The sequence below is a fragment of the Actinokineospora sp. NPDC051303 genome, from assembly GCF_055586285.1.
This window is the reverse complement of sequence record NZ_JBVJIN010000008.1, coordinates 139,947-158,443: the sequence shown is the minus strand read 5'-3', so window position 1 is coordinate 158,443 and position 18,497 is coordinate 139,947. Positions and strand designations below refer to the sequence as shown.

The window sequence follows — 18,497 nt, the reverse complement described above, 5'->3', positions numbered from 1 at the left end:
CTCACACCGTGTCCAACACCGGCTCGAAGGCGAGTTCGGCCGCGCCGACCAGCTTCACGTCCGAGCCCATCGCCGAGGCCAGCACCCGGGTGCCGCCGATCGCGCGGCTGACCAGGCTGCGCCTGCCCACCTCGGCGCCGACCTCGGCCACCAGGGCCGGAGGCAGCGCGGTGAACAGGTCGCCCAGGACCACCAGCTCGGGGCCGAACGCGTTGACGATGTTGACCAAGCCCAGGGTCAGCCACTCGCGGAACTCACCGAGCCGGGCGGCCACCAGCTCCGGCCGCCCCGCCAGCGCCCGCAGCTCGGCGACGACCATGCCGCGCGGCGAGTGCTCCGGTAGGTCCAGCGCCCGGCACAGGGCCAGCTCCCCCACCTCGGTCTCCCAGCAGCCCCGGCTGCCGCAGTAGCAGGCGCGGCCCGCCGGGTTGACCACCATATGGCCCAGCTCGCCGACGTAGCCCGCCGTGCCGCGCAGCGTCGAGCCGTCGGCGATGACCCCGCCGCCGACGCCGATGTCCGCCGAGACATACACCGCGTCCAGGGAGCCGCGGGCCGCGCCGCGCAGGTGCTCGGCGAGGGCGGCGATCTCGGCGTCGTTGGCGACCCGGACCGGGGCGGCCAGCGCCGCGCCCAGCCGGTCGCCCAGCGGAATCCCGCTCCAGCGCAGGTTCGGCGCCTCGTGCACGAAGCCGTCGCGGCGGCGGACCACGCCGGGCACCGACACCCCGACGCCGATCATCCGCACGCCCAGGTCGTCAACCAGGACGCGGGTGGACTCGATGACGTGGGTGATCAGCTCGTCGGGGTCGCGGGCCTTGCCGTGCAGGTTCCAGCTGTTGCGGCCCAGCATCTCGCCGCCGAGCCCGACCAGCGCGATCGCCACCTGCTCGACCCGGATGTCCACCGCAAGCACCACCGCGGCGTGCGGGCGCGGCAACACCAGCAGCGACGGCCTGCCCGCGCCGGAGCGCAGCCGGGGCACCCGTTCCTCGACCACGCCGGAGGTGGCCAGCCCGTCGACCAGGGCTTTGATGGTGCTGCGGTTGAGGCCGAGTTCGGTGGCCAGCGCCGCGCGGGTGCACGGTCCGCCGACGTGCAGCCTGCGCAGCAGGGCGGTGCGGTTGTGCCTGCGCACCTCGTCGGGCCGCGCGCCCGCCGTGGGTGAGCTGGTCACTGCCTCGCCTTTCCGGTCACTCCCTACCTGCTCGCCGCCGCCCTTCGCCGCGAGAGGGCGTCGACGGTCGCCGCGAGCAGCAGCACGAGCCCGGTGACGATGTTGACCACCGCGGCGGGCTGCTCCAGCAGGCCGAGCCCGTTCTCGACCACGGCGAGCACCAGCCCGCCGACCACGGCGTGGAAGACCTTGCCTCGGCCGCCGAACAGCGAGGTGCCGCCGATCACGGCAGCGCCGACGGCGAACAGCAGCGTATTGAGCCCACCCGCCTGCGGGTCGACCGACCCCACCTTGGACGAGTAGACGATCGCGCCCAGCGCGGCCACCGACGAGCACACCACGAACACGCTGGCGCGGATCTTGCCGACGTTGATGCCCGCCCGCCGCGCCGCCTCGGCGTTGCCGCCCACGGCGTAGATGTGGCGGCCGTAGCGGGTCCGGTTGAGCGTGTAGGTGCCGACGACGAGCAGCGCCAACACGATCGGCACGACGTAGGGCACGCCCCGGATCACGACGAAGTCGTTGAGCGACCGGTTGAGCGTGAGCGCGAACGTCGCGAGGGCGGCGAGCCCGGCGACCGCCCCGACCTTGGCCACCACGACCGGCGTCGGCGCCGTGACCAGCCCGCGGTTGAGCCTGCTGACATGCTCACCGAGAACCACCAAGGCGTAGCCGCCAGCCCCGACGGCGAACAGCGCCCAGCTTCCAGCCACGGACATGTTCCCGTTGGCGACCGAGAACAGCACCGGCTGAGTGCCGATGCCGAACACCCCGCCCTCGCCGATGAACTGAAGGATCACCCCCTGCCAGGTGATGAACAGCGCCAGCGTCACCACGAACGACGGCATCCCGATCTTGGACACCAGAAACCCTGTGATCACCCCGATCGCCGCCCCCACGCACACGGCCAGCAGCATCTCCACCCACGGATTGGGCGCCACCCCCGACAGCGCGATCCCCACCGCGACCAGCGACAGCGCCGCCCCCACCCAGATCCGCATCAGCAGCGCCACCCCGGCGGCAATCACCAGACCACCAACGAAGACAGCGAAGACCGTGCTGCCCATGCCGCCGAGCAGGTTGCCGGACCGCACGTAGTGCATGGCCATCACCGCCGCGCACACACCGGACGCCGTCCCCGCGGACAGATCGATCTCCCCCAGCAACAGGACGAACACCAGCCCCATCGCGATGATCATCTTCCCCGCCCCCTGGGCGAGCAGGTTGGCGGTGTTGTCCAAGGTCAGGAAGCTGTCCGACAGCCCCCAGAACACCAGCACCAACACCCCGAGCCCCAACACGGCGGGCAGCGAGCCAAGATCGCCACCCCGCAGCCGGGCGAGGTAGTCACCGACGGCTTCCCGGGTGGACTGAGTGGTGGTGTCGATACCGAAATCGGAGATGGCGCCGCCGGGTTCGCTCCTGGGCAACGCGGCGGATGGCGTGTCGGTCATGATCCCTCACGTGATGACGGCGGGTCAGTGGTCAGGCTTTCCCGGTTATCCACAGGCAAGATCACTCCCGCCTGTTTTGTCGGCCCACCCCGATAGACTGGAGCGGGGGCGGCCCCCGGGGAGGGTGGGCTTTGTTGTCGCGGGCTTGCGGTCGGGCTGAGCCCTCGCGTGCCCGCGATGCGAGTGGCGTGCGAGCCGCCTAGGTCGCGGCGGACGTGCGATGCGGCTTTGCTGGGTCGGCTTGCTTCAGTCGGCTAGGTCGCGGCGGACGTGCAGTGCTGCTCTGCTGGGTCGGCTTGCTTCAGTCGGCTACCTCGCGGCGGACGTGCAGTGCTGCTCTATTGGATCGGCTCGCTTCGGTCGGCTTGCTTCGGTTGGGGCCGTGGCGGCCTGCTGTGCGGCAGGCTTGTGAACTCGGCTGATCGCGGCGGACTTGTTCGGTGGCGACGCGCTTCCTGAGTTATCCACAGGCAAGATCGTTCCCACCTCCACTGTCGGTGTGCCCCGATAGACTGGAGCGGGGCAGCCCCCCAGGGAGGGTGGGGGTTTGCCGTCGCGCGCGGGGGCGGGGGTGGAACGGTGCGGTGGGCGGCTGGTGTGGTGGGGGTCGTGGTGGTCAGACGGTGGCGGATTCGGGGCGGGCTAGGCCGAGGGCGCCGGAGCGGCCTGCGGTGATCAGTTCGACCACTTGGCCGTGGGTGACGTCGCGGGTGGCGACTTCGGCGACCATGCGGCCTAGGTAGAGGGTGGCTATCCGGTCGGCGACCTCGAACACATCTGCCATGTTGTGGCTGATCAGGACCACGCCGAGGCCCTGCTCGGCGAGGCGGCGGACCAGGTCGAGGACTTGGCGGGTCTGGGCGACGCCGAGGGCGGCGGTGGGCTCGTCAAGCAACACGACTTTGCTTTCCCACAGCACGGACTTGGCGATGGCCACGGTCTGGCGCTGGCCGCCGGACAGGGCCGAGACCGGGGTGCGGACCGACTTGACCGTCCGCACCGACAACGAGGCCAGGGTGTCCCGGGCGGCTTTCTCCATGGCCGCCTCGTCCAGGAGCCAGTCGCTGCCGCGTTCGCGGCCGAGGAACATGTTCTGGACGATGTCCAGGTTGTCGGCGAGCGCCAGGTCCTGGTAGACGACCTCGATGCCGAGGCGGGCCGCGTCGCGGGGGCCGCCGATCGACACCGGCTCGCCCGCGAAGCGGACCTGGCCCGAGTCCATCGGGTGGATGCCCGCGACGCACTTGACCAGGGTGGACTTGCCCGCGCCGTTGTCGCCGACGAGCGCGGTCACCTCGCCCGCGCGCACGGTGAAGTCCACGTCGTGCAGCACGTGCACGGGGCCGAAGCTCTTGTTGAGCCCGGTGAGTTCGAGAACGGGTTCGCTCACCGCGCCACCCCCGCCCGCGCGCCCTGGCCCGGTGTCGGTGATTCGTTCGCGAGTTCGCTCATGGTGGCCTCCAAAGACTGGGCCGGTCCGCGGACCCCGCGACCGCGGACCGGCGGAACGGGTCAGCTGATGCCGAGCTGCGCGCACACCGGCGCCAGGTCGCCGCCGCAGATGTCGCCCGCGGTGACGTAACCCTCTTCGACGACCTTCTTGACGGTGTCCTTCGTCGTGAGCTGCGGTTCCAGCAGCACCGACTTGACCTTGCGGTTGCCCTTGGGGTCATCACTGGTCTTGTCCGCGATCGAGTCCGCGGTCGCGGTGTCGTTCTTGGCGAGCGCCGCGGCGAGCCGGGCGGCGGCCTCGGCCTCCTGCTTGATCGGCTTGAACACGGTCATGTGCTGCTCGCCGCGCAGCACGGCCATCAAGCCGTCCGGCGTGGCGTCCTGCCCTGTCACCGGAACCTTGCCCGCGAGGCCGTTCTTGCGCAGCACCGTGATCACCGCGCCCGCGAGCCCGTCGTTGGCGGCGACGACACCGTCGACCTTGCCGCCGTTGGCGGTGAGGATCTGCTCGAAGGTCACGCCGCCCTTCTGGTTCTCCCAGCCGTCGATGGGCTGCGACCGGACCAGCCTGAGCGCGCCGGAGTCGTAGAGCGGCTGGAGGACGTTGCGCTGCCCGGTGTGGAACAGGGTCGCGTTGTTGTCCGTCGGCGCGCCCTCGATCTCGATCACCTGCGCGCCCGGCTTGTCCTTGAGCGCGTCCGCGAGACTCTTACCCTGCACCTCCCCGACCTTCACGTTGTCGAAGGACACGTAGTAGTCGGAGCCGCCGCCGAGGTTGAGCCGGTCGTAGTCGATGGTCGGGATGCCCCGCGCCTTGGCTTTGGCCGCGACCGCGCCGCCAACCTCGCTGTTGATCGAGGCGATGACCAGCACCTTGACGCCCTGACTGATCATGCCGTCCGCGAGGGTGCCGAACTTCTGCACGTCACCCTGGGCGTTCTGCACATCCGGATCGAGCCCCTGCGCCCGCATCGCGGCCTCGATCATGGGCTTGTCGAAGCCTTCCCAGCGGGCCGAGGTCGCGGTCTCGGGCAGGATGACACCGACTTTCACCCCACCTGCCACGTCGGTGTCCTGACTGCCCGCGGGTGGGGCGGCTTGGTTGGCGCCGCAGGCGGTGAGAACACCTAATCCAGCGGCGATGAGGGCCAGTTTCTTGCTGCGCATCAGTCGTCCCTTTCCAAGGCCGGGGGACGCGCCGCCTGGGCCCGGGCGACGGGTCGATATGTTGCGCCTCACAACATATGCGGCCTTGTTGGGTGACTGGAAGCACACTGGTTCGATTCAGATGTCGGCTGTAGGACACGTTTTGGCAACGGAGGTGACATCTGGGGGTGCTTGCTCATCGCGCGAGATTGCTCGTGGGGTGGGTGTCGGGGTCTGTTCTGGGCTCTCGTGGTTTCCGGGTTGTGTGGGGTTGCTCGATGGGGTGGAGTGGTTTCTTTGGGGCCCCTACGAAGGAAGATCCCGTCGTGGGAAAGACGGGTGGGGAGCCTACGGCCCCACGACCACGGCCAGTTTAGGGATCTTCCTTCACCCCCAAAGAAACCACTCCACCCCATCGAGCACCTGGCAGGCTCGGGTGCGGCCTGGCAGGAACGCAGGTGGCGAGAACGCGGGGCTGACCAAAGGCGGGGCTGGCAGCAGGCCGCGCTGGCCAAAGGTCGGGCTGACAGAAAGCCGGGCTGGCAGCAGGCCCGGCTGGCAGCAGGCCCGGCTGGCAGCAGGCCCGGCTGGCAGCAGAGCGGGCCAGCAGCAGCGCGGCCTGGCAGAAGGCCGGGCCAGCAGGAAGGCCGGGCTCGTAGGCAGGCTGGCCCACGCAAAGGCCACTCAACCGCCCCAGCCACGACCGCGACAACCCCGAATTGCCGCCCGCAGCCCCACAACAAAACCCCACCCACCCTGGGGGCTGACCCCGCTCCAGTCTATCGGGATGGACCGACAATCGGGGTCAGAACGATCTTGCCTGTGGATAACTCGCGATCTTGGGATGTCGCGGGGTTTACCAGGAGCGGAGGGTGGCGATTCGCTCTTCTAGTTGTTCGACTGTGGCCATGGCGGTGGGTGGTCCGCCGCAGGTGCGGCGGAGTTCGCCGTGGATGAGGCCGTGGGGTTTGCCGGTGCGGTGGTGGGCCATGCCGACTAGGGCGTTCAGTTCTTTTCTGAGGGCGGCTAGGCGTTCCTGGACCGATTGGGGTTGGGGGGGTTTGGGGGGCTCGGGTTTGCGCTCGGCGGCTGCTTTGGTGCGGTCGTCCAGTTGTTGGGCTTGGCGTTGGCGGAGCAGGGCGCGGACCTGGTCTGGTTCCAGGAGGCCGGGCAGTCCCAGGTATTCCTCTTCCTCCGCCGAGCCTGCGAACGCGGCTGTGCCGAAGGAAGAGCCGTCGAAGATGACCTGGTCGAGTTCGGCTGAGGCGCCCAGGGAGGTGTAGGCCTTCTCTTCCTCGCCTGGCTCGTCCTTGGTGCGGTTGGCGTCGGCTAGGAGTTGGTCGTCCCAGGCGTTGTTTTCTCGGTGGGGTTTGCCTAGGACGTGGTCGCGTTCTGCTTCCAGTTGGCTGGCCAGGTCAAGCAGGACCGGGACTGAGGGGAGGAAGACGCTCGCGGTTTCGCCGGGGCGTCTGGCGCGGACGTAGCGGCCGATCGCCTGGGCGAAGAACAAGGGGGTGGACGCGCTGGTGGCGTAGACGCCGACCGCGAGGCGGGGGACGTCGACGCCCTCGCTGACCATGCGGACGGCGACGAGCCAGCGGGTGTCGGAGTCGGAGAACTCCTGGATGCGGCCGGAGGCTTTCGGGTCGTCGGAGAGGACGACGGTGGGCTCGTCGCCGGTCATGCGTTCGAGGATCTTGGCGTAGGCCTTGGCCGTGGTGTGGTCGGAGGCGATGACCAGGCCGCCCGCGTCAGGGACGCCGCCGTTGCGCAACTGGGTCAGGCGGGTGTCGGCCGCGCCGAGGACAGCGGGAATCCACTCCCCCGCCGGATCGAGGGCCGTGCGCCACGCGCGGGCTGTCTGTTCGGCGGTAAGGGGCTCGCCCAGGCGGGCGGTGAATTCTTCGCCCGCGCTCGTGCGCCAGCTTGCCTCGCCGGAGTACGCCAGGAAGATCACCGGGCGGACCACGCCGTCGCGGAGGGCGTCGGCGTAGCCGTAGGTGTGGTCGGCCTTGCTGCGCAGGAAACCGGCGCCGTCTGGCTCGTACTCGATGAACGGGATCGGCGAGTCGTCGCTGCGGAACGGGGTTCCGGTGAGCGAGAGCCGCCGCGTCGCCGGGGTGAACGCCTCGCGGACGGCGTCGCCCCAGCTCTTGGCGTCGCCGCCGTGGTGGATCTCATCGAGGATCACCAGCGTCTTGCGCTGCTCGGTGCGGACCCGGTGCAGGCTTGGGTGCGCGGCGACCTGGGCGTAGGTGACGGCGACGCCCCGGTAGTCGCGGGAGGTGGCGCCCATGGAGTTGGTGAAGTTCGGGTCGATGGGGATGCCCGCCAGGCTCGCCGACGCCGCCCACTGGTGCTTGAGGTGCTCGGTCGGCGCGACGATCGTCAGCGACTCCACGGTGCGGTCGGCCAGCAGCTCGGCGGCGACGCGCAGCCCGAAGACCGTCTTGCCCGCACCGGGGGTCGCCACCGCCAGGAAGTCCTTCGGGCGGCGGGTGAGGTACTTGGTCAACGCCCGGCGCTGCCAGTCACGCAGCGGGCGCGCCGCCGGGGCCTGCGCCTGGGAGTCGGGTTCCACCTCGGCCCGGGTCACGGGATGCCCCAGCTCCTTCCGCACGTCGAAACGCTCTTGTCGGCACTGCCTGTCCGGCCCGTAACAGACCGATGCCCCCAGCGGCTCCCGCCGGGCGGTCGGTGCGCGGCGGTTCGGACCCGGTGGAGGGCGATCGTGAGGATACCTTCCAGGGGTCCATGATCGCCGCCGGTCGCGACACCTGGATAACGATCAGCACGTGGTCGCGCCGAACCGCCTGCCATGGACCATGCTTGTGACCGCGATGATCCCGCAGCCTGACCACCGGACCGGCCGCGACGGGACACCGGAGCGCCGCGCGCCGCGCCGGGGGCCGTCACGGCTGATCGCGCGCACCCTGTCGAAAGCCTGGGACGGCAACCTGTTCTCCGAGGCGGCGGAGGCCGCGTTCTGGCAGGTGCTGTCGCTGCCGCCGCTGCTGCTCGGCCTGCTCGGCAGCCTCGGCTACGTCGCCGAGTGGTTCGGCCAGGACGTGATCGACAAGGTCAAGGCCGACATCATCGACATCTCGCGGACCGCGTTCAGCGGGAACGTGGTGACGCAGATCATCGAGCCGACCGTGAACGACGTGCTCACCGTGGGGCGCGGGGAGATCGTGTCGGTGGGCTTCCTGATCTCGCTGTGGGCGGGGTCCTCGGCGATGTCGTCGTTCGTGGACGCGATCACCGTCGCGCACGACCAGTACGGGGTGCGCAACGAGGTGTGGCAGCGGCTTTTCGCGCTGCTGCTCTACGTGGCCAGCCTGGTCCTGCTGATCATCGGGCTGCCGGTGCTGGCGCTGGGCCCGGACCTGCTGCCGAACCTGCTGCCCTCGGCGTGGCGGCCGACGATCACCGCGTGGCTGGACATCGCCTACTACCCGATCATCGGCCTGCTGATCGTGCTGGCGCTGGCGACGCTCTACAAGCTGGCGCTGCCGCGCAAGCTGCCCTGGCACCGGGGACTGCCGGGCGCGCTGCTGGCGATGGTGTTCTTCCTGCTCTCCAGCATCGGGCTGCGGCTCTACATCGGCTGGATCACCACCACCGGCTACACCTACGGCGCGCTGGCGACGCCGATCGCGTTCCTGCTGTTCGCGTTCTTCATCGGCCTCGCGGTGGTCATCGGGGCGTACTTCAACGCCGCCATCCAGGAGATGTGGCCAGCCCGGATGACCCGGCGGCAGCGGCGGCGCTGGCGGCGGCTGGAGATGGAGCGGGCGGCGGAGAAGATCCGCACCAGCGAGAGCGAGCGCGCCTGGCGCGAGGCGGAGCCCGCCGACCAGGTGGGCCCGGCGGGCTCCCCGGACAGCGCGGACTCGGTGCAGGCGCGCCAGGACCGCAGCGGGTGACTATGGGCACCAGTAGATGTCGGCCCACTCGAAATCCTGCCTGCGGCACCCTGGCGAACCCCAGCCGTACTCGTCGTTGAGCGGGTAGCCGATGGCGGCCTCCCGGCCCACCTCGACGAAGGCGTTGTGAATCGCCCCGTAGATCAGGTGCGCGCCGGTCGACGGGTGCCAGATGATCAGGCCGCCGTGGAAGTACTGGAACCGGCCGTTCCTGCCGTCGCCGGTCGGGGCCTCGGCCATGGTCGCGCAGCCGTAGAAACTGCTCTCGCCGCCGATGGACCGCCACTTCTCGCCGATCGCGCCATATGGCTGGATTCCGCACGCCGTGGGCGTTTCCGCGACCGCGGGCTGGACCACGCCCGCGAGGAATCCGAAGATGGCGATGACCAGCATGACGACCCGGCGACCGGTTCTGTTGCGTGACGACACGGTTGACTCCCGTCTTTCGATTGTCCGATATGGACTGCTCTGACTTGGACAATCAGCTCATCACCTCGCCGAGGAAATCACCCCGTACTCGGGTTCTGGGTTTTTCCCTGTCCCCCAGTACAGGTGCACGGACAGTCCACTTTGGGGGTACGGCGTTACTCGTTCGCGGTATCGACCGGGAAGACCAGCGCCGGTAGGCTCGTTGTTCAGGGGAACTTTCGCTGGGGGGCGGCCGAGTGCGCGTCGAAGTGTGGACTGACAACGAGATAACCAGGGCGGGGCTGCACGCGATATTCGGTGTGGGCGGCGAATGCCCGACTCCCGACGTGCTCATTGTGGACGGCCGCTCGCACCATCGCAGACTCGCCCGGCGGCTGGCCGATCGCGAGCGCCGGGCGAGCGAGATGGCCATCGTCCTGCTGACCACCGTGGACCAGGCCCCGGCCGTGCCTGCCCTGCTCCGGCTCGGCGTGCTGGGTGTCCTGCCGGTCGACTGCGGCACGGCCGACCTTCGGGCCGCGGTCCGCGCCGCGGCGCGGGGCGATGTCCACGTGCACCGAAACCTGGTCGCTGCCGTGTTCGGCGGGCCGTGCGCGCCCCAATTCGGGCTGACGAAACGGGAATCCGAGGTCTTCGAGCTGATGCGCGGCGGCTGCGGCAACGACGACATCGCGGAGCGGCTGGTGCTGAGCACCCGGACGGTGAAGTACCACGTGTCCAATGTCCTGGCGAAAGTCGGCGCGCGGAATCGTGCCGAGGCGATCGCTATCTTGCATGGCGACCGCACGTCGCATCTGCTGCCCGCCTGCTGACCGTGGTCATACTTTCGGTTGACTCCGAATAGGTCCGCGGACTGAGTCGATTCTCAGGTCCGATGTGCCAGGCTTCCCGCAATCCACCGAAGGTGTGACGTCCTGGGGCGTCCGGGGGCCTTCGGTGTCCACACGAGGGGAACCGTCCATGTCCGTGCTGGCCCGACTCAGCCTGGGCAACCGAAGCCTGGTGGGGCTGCTCAGCCTGCTCATCCTCGGCTTCGGCGCCATCGCGCTGCCGTCGCTCAAGCAGCAGTTATTCCCGTCCATCCAACTCCCGGGGGCGGTGGTCATCGCCCCGTATCCCGGCGCGTCGCCCGATATCGTCGACAGCCAGGTGGCCGAGCCCATTCAGGCGAGCCTGCGCGGCATCGCGGGCGTGGAGAAGATCACCACCCGGTCCGCGGAAAGCTCGGCGACGGTGCAGGTGCAGTTCGTCTACGGCACCGACATCGACGCCGCGGTGAGCCAGATGCAGCAGGCGGTCAACCGTTTGCGCCCCCAGCTTCCGCAGAGTGTGGAGCCGACTGTCGCCCAGGGCAGCACCGACGACATCCCGGTGGTGATCCTCGCCGCGACGGCGGGCGGCGACGAGGCGGCCACCGCGCGGCGGCTGCGCGCGGAGGTGATCCCGGGCATCGAGGAGATCCCGGGCGTGCGCGGCGCGGCGCTGAGCGGGACCCGGGCGCAGCAGGTGACCGTGACGGTCGACTACCCCCGGCTGGCGGCGGCGGGCGTCGACCCGAGCGCGCTGGCCACGACCCTGTCCTCGGCGGGCAGGCCGACACCCGTTGGCGGGGTGACCGAGAACGACCGGTCGCTGACCGTGCAGGTCGGCGGCCCGCTGGGCAGCGTGGACGACCTGCGCGCGCTGGTGCTGCCCGGCGGCGCCCGGCTCGGCGACGTGGCCGCCGTCGAGCCCGGCCTGGCCCCGGCGACCACGATCACCCGCACCGACGGGGAGCCGACGTTAGGCGTGCTGGTCACCATGACCCGCGACGGCAACGCCGTGGAGATCTCCCAGGCGATCGCGGGCAAGCTCGCCGACCTGGAGCGGGCCGCGTCGACCGACCTGACCGTCGTCTACGACCAGGGGCCGGAGGTCGAGAAGGCCATCGGCGGCCTCACCACGGAGGGCCTGCTCGGCTTGGCGTTCGCGGTCGCGGTCATCCTGCTTTTCCTGCTGTCGCTGCGCTCGACGCTGGTCACGGCGGTGTCGATTCCGCTGTCGGTGCTCGTGGCGCTGCTGGCGCTGTGGACCGGCGACCTGTCGCTGAACCTGCTCACCCTCGGCGCGCTGACCATCGCGATCGGCCGGGTGGTGGACGACTCGATCGTGGTGCTGGAGAACATCAAACGGCACCTGGGGTACGGCGAGGACAAGCAGCGGGCGGTGCTCGACGGGACCAGGGAGGTCGCGGGCGCGGTGACCGCGTCCACGCTGACCACGGTCGCGGTGTTCCTGCCGATCGCGTTCGTCGGCGGCATCGCGGGCGAGCTGTTCGGGCCGTTCTCGATCACCGTGACGGTGGCGCTGCTGGCGTCGCTGCTGGTGTCGCTGACGATCGTGCCGGTGCTGGCGTTCTGGTTCCTTAAGAGCAGGCAGACGCCCAGCGACCCGGTCGCGGCCGAGGAGGCGCGGGAGGCGGCGCTGGCCGCGGAGCGGCGCAGCCCGTTGCAGCGCGCGTATGTGCCGGTGCTGCGGTTCGCCACCACCCGGCGCTGGGTCACGCTGCTGATCGCGGTGCTGATCTTCGGCGGCACCCTCGGCCTGGCCGGGAAGCTGGAGACGAACTTCCTCGACAACTCCAACGGCACCGCGCTGCGGCTGTCGCAGGAACTGCCGCCCGGCACGAGCCTGCTGGCGCGCGACGACGCGGCGAAGAAGCTGGAGACAGTGCTCGCGGGCACTGACGAGATCGAGGTCTACCAGGTCACCATCGGCACCGACGACACGTTCGCGGGCTTCGGCGTCAGCTCTGACGGGGCGACCACGGTCAACGCCACCGTCCGTGAGGGCACCGACCTCAAGGCGCTGGAGAAGACCATCGGCGACCGGCTGGGCGGCGTTCCGGGCGTGGTCAAGTTCGGCGCCGAGGCGGCCGGGTTCGCCTCCGACACCGTGCGGGTGGCCGTGACCGCGCCGGACGCCGAGGCACTGCGGGTCGCGGTGGACGCGGTGCAGGGCGCCGTCGCGGGCACGTCCGGCCTGACCGAGGTGACCAACGACCTGGCGACAAGCTCCCCGCGGGTGCAGGTCGTCGTCGACCAGCAGGCCGCCGCGGCCCGGGGCCTGAGCACCCAGACCATCGGCCAGCTTGCGGCGCAGGCGATCCGCGGCGCCCCGGTCGCCGAACTCCCGATCGGCGGCGCCAGCCAGGAAATCGTGCTGCGCACCGGAACCGCCCCCGCCGACGTCGCCGCCCTGCGCGCGCTGCCACTGCCCGCCCGCACCGGCCTGGTCCCTCTCGGCGAGGTCGCCACGGTGTCCACTGTGGACGGCTCGGTTCAGGTCCGCCGCACCGACGGCGAACGCAGCGCCACGGTGTCGGCCAAAGCCACCGGTTCCGACCTGGGCGCGGTCACCCAGTCCCTCACCACCCGGCTCGACGAGCTACGCCTGACCGGCGGCGCGGACTACGAGATCGGCGGCGTCAGCGCGGACCAGGCGGAGACGTTCGCGGACCTGGGCCTGGCGATGCTGGCGGCCATCGCGATCGTCTTCCTGATCATGGTGGCGACCTTCCGCAGCCTCATCCAGCCGCTGATCCTGCTGGTGTCCATCCCCTTCGCCGCCACCGGAGCGATCGGCCTGCTGCTGGCCACCGGCACCCCGCTCGGCCTGCCCGCCCTGATCGGGATGCTGATGCTCGTCGGCATCGTGGTCACCAACGCCATCGTCCTGATCGACCTGGTGAATCAGTACCGGGCCAGCGGAATGAGCGTCCGGGACGCGGTCATCGAAGGCGGTCGCAGGCGGCTGCGCCCCGTCCTGATGACGGCGTCGGCGACGATTTTCGCGCTCCTGCCGATGGCGCTGGGCTTCACCGGCCAGGGCGGGTTCATCGGCAAACCCCTGGCCCTGGTGGTCATCGGCGGCCTGATCAGCTCGACGCTGCTCACCCTGGTCCTCGTCCCCACCCTCTACACCATGGTCGAGAACCGCAAGGAAAAGCGCCAGGCCAAGCGCGCCGCGAAACAGGAAGCCCAGTCGGACGAGCCAGAACTCCAGACTGTGTGACGTCACTTCTCCGGGAGGGCGGTGAGCGGGTGCTCGCTGCCCTCCCGGCACGCGACAGCCCTGTCTCAGTCGTTCATCGAGTCGAAGATTTTCTTGCACTCCGGGCAGACCGGGGAGCCGGGCTTGGGGCTCTTGGTGACCGGGAAGACCTCGCCGCAGAGGGCGACGACCATGTTGCCCATGACGGCGCTTTCGGCGATCTTGTTCTTCCGGACGTAGTGGAACATCTTCGGCGTGTCGTCGCCGGTGGTGTCTGTGCCCTCCGGGCGGGTGTCGACCTCGGGCAGTGTCTGGGTCGGTGCGCTCACGGTTCCATTGTGCAACATGCCCCGGGAATCCGACTCCGCAAGCCGGTGCGGCCGGCAGGATGCGCGCCATGTTCCAGAAGGTCTTGGCCAGCTTCGGCGCGGGTGGCGCGAAGGTCGACGCGCGCATCACCGACCCGGTGGTGCGGCCGGGTGGCGTGTTGCGTGGTGAGGTGCTGCTGTTGGGCGGCCAGGTCGACCAGGAGGTGGAGTCGCTCGGGGTGACGGTGCTGGCGCGGGTGCGCGTCGACGAGCAGCGCACGGCCGACCTGCCGTTGCAGAGCGTGCATCTGGCCGGGCGGGAGCTGGTGCGGGCCGGGGCGCAGGTCACGGTGCCGTTCGAGGTGCGGATGCCGTGGGAGACGCCGATCACGGCGGTGTTCGGCAAGCACCTGACCGGGATGGCGGTCGGGTTGCAGACGAACCTCGACCTGGCGGGCACGGTGGTGGACCCGCAGGACGTCGACGCCGTGCCGATCGAGCCGGTGCCCGCGCAGCACCGCATCCTCGACGCGATGAGCAGGCTGGGGTTCCAGTTCCGGTCGGCGAGCCTGGAGAAGAACCGGCTCGACGGCGTGGACCAGCAGCTTCCCTTCTTCCAAGAGATCACCTTCGCGCCGCCGCCCGCGTTCGCGCCGGTGTTCACCGAGGTGGCGGTGACGTTCCTGGCCCGGCCGCACGAGGTGCAGGTGGTGCTGGACGTCGTGAAGAAGGTCCGGGTCGCCAAGGGCGGCGGGCTGGGGGCGCGCGGACAGTCCTGTCTGGGCGCGTTTGTCGTGGAGTACGCCACGATGGGGCGGACCAACTGGGAGCAGCAGATCGAGGGCTGGCTGCGGCAGGTGGCCGCCCCGCGCGGCATCTTCGACTGACGCGCGATGATGCCGAGGTGAGCGGACACCTGGTTCTGACCGACGAAGTCGCCGACGCCCTGGCCGAGGGCCGCGGGGTCGTGGCGCTGGAGAGCACCCTGCTGGCCCACGGGCTGCCGCCCGGCCGCAACCACGAGGTCGGGTTGCGTCTAGAGCGCGTTGTCCGGGCGGCGGGGGCGGCGCCCGCGACGATCGCCGTGCTCGACGGGAAAGCGCGGATCGGGCTGACCGGCGGCGAGCTGGAGCGGGTGTGCTCGCCGGGGCTGACCAAGCTGTCCCGCCGCGACCTCGGGCCCGCGTTCGCGCTGGGCCGGGACGGCGCGACGACCGTGGCGGCCACCGCCGCGCTCGCCCACCAGGCCGGGATCGGGGTGTTCGCCACCGGCGGCCTCGGCGGGGTGCACCTGGCCGCGCCCGAGGGCGCCGCGTCCTGGGACGTGTCCGCCGACCTCGACGTGCTGGCCCACACGCCGGTGACGGTCGTGTGCTCGGGGGTGAAGTCCATTCTCGACGTCGGGGCGACGGTCGAGGTGCTGGAGACCCGCTCGGTGCCGGTCATCGGCTTCGGCACGGACTCGTTCCCCGGCTTCTACCTGCGGACGTCGCCCTACCCGGTGCCGTGGCGGGTGGACAGCGCCGCCGAAGCCGCCGCGGTCATCGCCGCGCACCGCGACCGGGTGCCCGGCGACGCGGGGGTGCTGCTGGTCAACCCGGTGCCCGTCGAGCACGAGCTGGACCGCGAGCTGCACGACCGGCTGCTGCGCGAGGGCATGAACCTGCTGCGGGAGCGGGGCATCCGCGGCAAGGACGTCACCCCGGCGTTGCTCGCGCACTTCCACGACGGCAGCCGCGGCGCGAGCCTGACCGCGAACACCGAGCTGGTCGCCGACAACGCCCGGGTCGGCGCGGCGGTGGCCGTCGAACTGGCCCACGCCTCGCGGCGATAAAAACGAGCGATCACGTCCTCAACCCGGACACCCGCACCAACCCGCCACGCGCAGTGGCGCGTCGAACGAGCTCACGCCGCCAGCGAAAAAAACGAGCGATCACGTCCCCGATCCCGGGCTCCCGCCCGGCACGTCACGCGACAGCGGCGCGTTGAACCGGCTCACGCCTCGCGGCGGTAGAGGCGGGCGATCACGTCCTCGATTCCGGGCTCCTGCACGGACAGGTCGCGCAGTGGCACCGCCTGGGCGAGCGCGGCGACGACCTCGCCCGCGGCCACCCCGTCCAGGGCGAGGGTGACGCGGCGGCCGTCGGCCTCGACCGCGGTCACCGCGGCGCCCGGCAGCGCCAGGTCCTCGGGCCACGGGGCGTCGAGGTCGGCGACGATGACGCGGCGGGAGCCGTAGCGGGCGTGCAGCTCGTCCAGGCTGCCGTCGTGCACGACGCGGCCGTGGTCGATGACGACCAGCCTGCGGCACAGCTTCTCGATGTCGGCGAGGTCGTGGGTGGTGAGCACGACCGTGGTGTCGCCCGCCGCGTCGAGTTCGGCCAGGAAGTCGCGCACGGCCTGCTTGCTCAGCACGTCGAGGCCGATGGTGGGCTCGTCGAGGAACAGCACCTCCGGGCCGTGCAACAGGGCGGCGGTCAGCTCGCCGCGCATCCGCTGCCCCAGCGAGAGCTGCCGGACCGGGGTGGCCGCGAACTCGTCCACCCCCAGCAGGTCGACGCAGCGGGCGAGGCGGGCGGCGTGGTCGGCGGCTGGCACCCGGTAGATGTGGCGCAGCAGCTCGAAGGACTCCGACAGCGGCAGGTCCCACCACAGCTGCGAGCGCTGCCCGAACACGACGCCGATGCGCCGGGCGAGCGTGGTGCGCCGCGCCACCGGCTCCAGCCCGCAGACCCGCACCTCGCCCGCGCTGGGGGTGAGCACACCGGTGAGCATCTTGAGCGTGGTGGACTTGCCCGCGCCGTTGGGGCCGATGTAGCCGAGCAGCTCGCCGCGTTCGACGGACAGGTCCACACCGTCCACAGCGGACACTGTGTCGCGCTCGCGGCGGAACCGGCCGACCTTGCGGGAGACCGTGAAGTCCTTGCGCAGCCCCGATGCTGAGATGATCATGACCCTGTGCTCCGGTAGTGGCGGACGCCGGTGCGCCAGAACAGCGCGGCGAGCCCGGCGGCGATGGCGGCGACCACCGGCGAGCACCAGCGCAGCCAGTCCGGCACGCCCAGCGGGTCGGACCGGCCCAGCAGCGCCAGCGCGGGCAGGTAGGAGATGAACCCGAAGCCGAACGCCAGCGCGAACAGCTTGCGGAACCAGTCGCCGTACATGGTGGTCGGATAGGAGGCGAAATCCCGGCCGCCGTAAGTGAATCCGTTGGCGATCTCGCCGGACTCGACCCACCAGAACGCGACCGTGGCGCCCATGACAAACAGGCTGCCGAAGAACACCGCGCCCACCAGAGGCGCGGTCGCCGCGAGCAGCAGCCGCGCCGGATCCCAGTCGATGTCGGCGACGAGCAGGGCCACCAGGTACAGCAGGAAACCCTGCACAACCCGCCCGATGCGGCGCAACGCGAAGTTGACCGCGAGCAGTTGCGCCAGCGAGGACAAGGGGCGCAACAGAAGCGAGTCGAACAGCCCGGTGCGCACGTACTCCCGCAGCCGGTCCGCGTTGCCCACGACCAGATCGGCAAGCGCGAACGCCGCGCCCGCCAACGAGGCGATCAGCAGCACCTCGGTCCCCCGGAATCCGCCCAGGCTGCCGGAAACGGAGAACAGCACGAACACCGTGCCGATATCGAGCGTGAACACGGCTGTGCTGCCCACCACATCGAGCGCGAAGGACGCCCGGTACTGCGTCTGACTACGCACCTGCGCCCGGACCAGGTGCGCGTAGACCCGTGCCTTACCCACCCTGCACCACCAGCCGCCGCACCGCGCGCGCCTGCACCCACCGGCACACCAGCAGCAGGCCCGCGCCCCACGCCGCCTGGCCCGCCAACAGCAGCAGCGAGTGCCCGGCACCGCCGCGTTCGACGGCGATGTCCACCGGCGCTTGCAGCAACGCGGGCAGCGGGGTCCCGACCCACAGCGCGGTGGCCAGCCAGTCCGGCAGAATCCCCAGCGGGAAAGCCAATCCGCTGCCGACGTTGGTGGCGAAGCCCCAGAACATGGACACGCCCCGGATGTCGAGCAGCCAGAACGCGGTCAGCCCGATCAGGTAGCGGCAGGCGAACCCGACGAGCACGGCGAGCCCGATGGAGAGGGCGAACAACGGGTACGTCACCCAGTTTTCCGGGATATAGAAGGTGAAAGCCACGATTCCGACCACCAGCGGGGCGACGAATCGGGTCAGCATCGCATACCCGGCGCGGCCGAACTCCGCGCACAGATAAGTCCACAGTGGACTTATCGGCCGCAGCAGGTCGGCCACCACGTCGCCGGAGCGCACCCGCTCGGCCAGGTCGAGCATGGTCCACATGCTCACCACGGCCAGCAAACCCTGGCCCAGCCAGACAAAGGCGACCAGCTTCGGCCCGTCGTACCCGGCGACCGTGCCGCCGACCTCGGCCGCGACCGCCAGAAGGATGTAGCAGCGCAGGAATCCGAAGATCACGTTGGTGAACGCGCCCGCGAAGGTGGCCTGCCGATAGGTGGCGTAGCGCCGGAAACCGGCCGCGGTCAACGCCCAGGGCACACGCGGCACAGCCTTCTCCTTCGGGGGACGTGGCCGGGAA

15 protein-coding genes are annotated in these 18,497 nt (G+C 70.5%); 5 read left to right on the top strand and 10 right to left on the bottom strand.

Annotated features, from left to right (window positions below):
* Nucleotide 1 precedes the first annotated feature (1 nt).
* The 5 genes from ACZ6SD_RS09030 to ACZ6SD_RS09010 form a co-directional block, all read right to left on the bottom strand.
* Nucleotides 2-1,177 carry an ROK family protein gene (locus ACZ6SD_RS09030; RefSeq protein ID WP_465316372.1) on the bottom strand — a complete coding sequence of 392 codons (1,176 nt, stop codon included), beginning with the start codon at nucleotides 1,175-1,177 and terminating at the stop codon, nucleotides 2-4.
* Between the two features lie 23 nt (nucleotides 1,178-1,200).
* A complete protein-coding gene (locus ACZ6SD_RS09025; RefSeq protein ID WP_465316371.1) occupies nucleotides 1,201-2,631 on the bottom strand; it encodes a sugar ABC transporter permease in 1,431 nt (476 codons plus the stop codon).
* A gap of 616 nt (nucleotides 2,632-3,247) precedes the next feature.
* Nucleotides 3,248-4,021 carry an ATP-binding cassette domain-containing protein gene (locus ACZ6SD_RS09020; protein WP_465316370.1) on the bottom strand — a complete coding sequence of 258 codons (774 nt, stop codon included), beginning with the start codon at nucleotides 4,019-4,021 and terminating at the stop codon, nucleotides 3,248-3,250.
* Between the two features lie 122 nt (nucleotides 4,022-4,143).
* Complete coding sequence (locus tag ACZ6SD_RS09015; RefSeq protein WP_465316369.1) at nucleotides 4,144-5,250, bottom strand: sugar ABC transporter substrate-binding protein; 1,107 nt, start codon at nucleotides 5,248-5,250, stop codon at nucleotides 4,144-4,146.
* An 835-nt stretch (nucleotides 5,251-6,085) separates the two neighbouring features.
* On the bottom strand, nucleotides 6,086-7,825 hold the full coding sequence (locus tag ACZ6SD_RS09010; protein WP_465316409.1) for a DEAD/DEAH box helicase: 1,740 nt from the start codon (nucleotides 7,823-7,825) through the stop codon (nucleotides 6,086-6,088).
* Nucleotides 7,826-8,069: 244 nt separating this feature from the next.
* On the opposite strand from ACZ6SD_RS09010, the gene ACZ6SD_RS09005 reads away from it, so the two are divergent.
* Nucleotides 8,070-9,155: a YihY/virulence factor BrkB family protein gene (locus ACZ6SD_RS09005; RefSeq protein ID WP_465316408.1), complete on the top strand. Its 1,086-nt coding sequence runs from the start codon at nucleotides 8,070-8,072 to the stop codon at nucleotides 9,153-9,155.
* On the opposite strand, the gene ACZ6SD_RS09000 is transcribed toward ACZ6SD_RS09005, so the two are convergent.
* Nucleotides 9,156-9,584: an LGFP repeat-containing protein gene (locus ACZ6SD_RS09000; RefSeq protein WP_465316368.1), complete on the bottom strand. Its 429-nt coding sequence runs from the start codon at nucleotides 9,582-9,584 to the stop codon at nucleotides 9,156-9,158. It abuts the gene before it with no gap.
* A 236-nt stretch (nucleotides 9,585-9,820) separates the two neighbouring features.
* On the opposite strand from ACZ6SD_RS09000, the gene ACZ6SD_RS08995 reads away from it, so the two are divergent.
* A complete protein-coding gene (locus ACZ6SD_RS08995) occupies nucleotides 9,821-10,396 on the top strand; it encodes a helix-turn-helix transcriptional regulator (protein ID WP_465316367.1) in 576 nt (191 codons plus the stop codon).
* A gap of 148 nt (nucleotides 10,397-10,544) precedes the next feature.
* On the top strand, nucleotides 10,545-13,637 hold the full coding sequence (locus ACZ6SD_RS08990) for an efflux RND transporter permease subunit (protein ID WP_465316366.1): 3,093 nt from the start codon (nucleotides 10,545-10,547) through the stop codon (nucleotides 13,635-13,637).
* Between the two features lie 65 nt (nucleotides 13,638-13,702).
* On the opposite strand, the gene ACZ6SD_RS08985 is transcribed toward ACZ6SD_RS08990, so the two are convergent.
* The gene (locus ACZ6SD_RS08985) at nucleotides 13,703-13,945 is read right to left on the bottom strand and encodes a DUF3039 domain-containing protein (protein ID WP_465316365.1); all 243 of its coding nucleotides are present in this window, start codon (nucleotides 13,943-13,945) and stop codon (nucleotides 13,703-13,705) included.
* A gap of 68 nt (nucleotides 13,946-14,013) precedes the next feature.
* On the opposite strand from ACZ6SD_RS08985, the gene ACZ6SD_RS08980 reads away from it, so the two are divergent.
* Nucleotides 14,014-14,811: a sporulation protein gene (locus ACZ6SD_RS08980; protein ID WP_465316364.1), complete on the top strand. Its 798-nt coding sequence runs from the start codon at nucleotides 14,014-14,016 to the stop codon at nucleotides 14,809-14,811.
* Between the two features lie 17 nt (nucleotides 14,812-14,828).
* Nucleotides 14,829-15,758, top strand: a complete 930-nt coding sequence (locus ACZ6SD_RS08975; RefSeq protein WP_465316363.1) for a pseudouridine-5'-phosphate glycosidase — start codon at nucleotides 14,829-14,831, stop codon at nucleotides 15,756-15,758.
* A gap of 161 nt (nucleotides 15,759-15,919) precedes the next feature.
* Here the strand turns inward: ACZ6SD_RS08975 and ACZ6SD_RS08970 are convergent, their stop codons facing one another.
* Genes ACZ6SD_RS08970 through ACZ6SD_RS08960 form a run of 3 tightly spaced genes read right to left on the bottom strand, consistent with a single transcriptional unit; the run spans nucleotide 15,920 to nucleotide 18,466 of the window.
* Entirely contained in the window at nucleotides 15,920-16,876 is a 957-nt protein-coding gene (locus ACZ6SD_RS08970; RefSeq protein ID WP_465316362.1) for an ABC transporter ATP-binding protein, read from the bottom strand.
* Nucleotides 16,873-17,673, bottom strand: coding sequence for an ABC transporter permease (locus ACZ6SD_RS08965; RefSeq protein ID WP_465316361.1), 801 nt, complete (start codon nucleotides 17,671-17,673; stop codon nucleotides 16,873-16,875). Before ACZ6SD_RS08965 ends, ACZ6SD_RS08970 begins: the two co-directional genes overlap by 4 nt.
* A complete protein-coding gene (locus tag ACZ6SD_RS08960) occupies nucleotides 17,666-18,466 on the bottom strand; it encodes an ABC transporter permease (protein ID WP_465316360.1) in 801 nt (266 codons plus the stop codon). Before ACZ6SD_RS08960 ends, ACZ6SD_RS08965 begins: the two co-directional genes overlap by 8 nt.
* Between the last annotated feature and the right edge of the window lie 31 nt (nucleotides 18,467-18,497).

Excerpts from the sequence above, each read along its gene's own strand:
- ACZ6SD_RS09025 (WP_465316371.1), bottom strand. The coding sequence starts at position 2,631 with ATGACCGACACGCCATCCGCCGCGTTGCCCAGGAGCGAACCCGGCGGC.
- ACZ6SD_RS09015 (WP_465316369.1), bottom strand. The coding sequence starts at position 5,250 with ATGCGCAGCAAGAAACTGGCCCTCATCGCCGCTGGATTAGGTGTTCTC.
- ACZ6SD_RS09005 (WP_465316408.1), top strand. The coding sequence starts at position 8,070 with ATGATCCCGCAGCCTGACCACCGGACCGGCCGCGACGGGACACCGGAG.
- ACZ6SD_RS08990 (WP_465316366.1), top strand. The coding sequence starts at position 10,545 with ATGTCCGTGCTGGCCCGACTCAGCCTGGGCAACCGAAGCCTGGTGGGG.
- ACZ6SD_RS08980 (WP_465316364.1), top strand. The coding sequence starts at position 14,014 with ATGTTCCAGAAGGTCTTGGCCAGCTTCGGCGCGGGTGGCGCGAAGGTC.
- ACZ6SD_RS08970 (WP_465316362.1), bottom strand. The coding sequence starts at position 16,876 with ATGATCATCTCAGCATCGGGGCTGCGCAAGGACTTCACGGTCTCCCGC.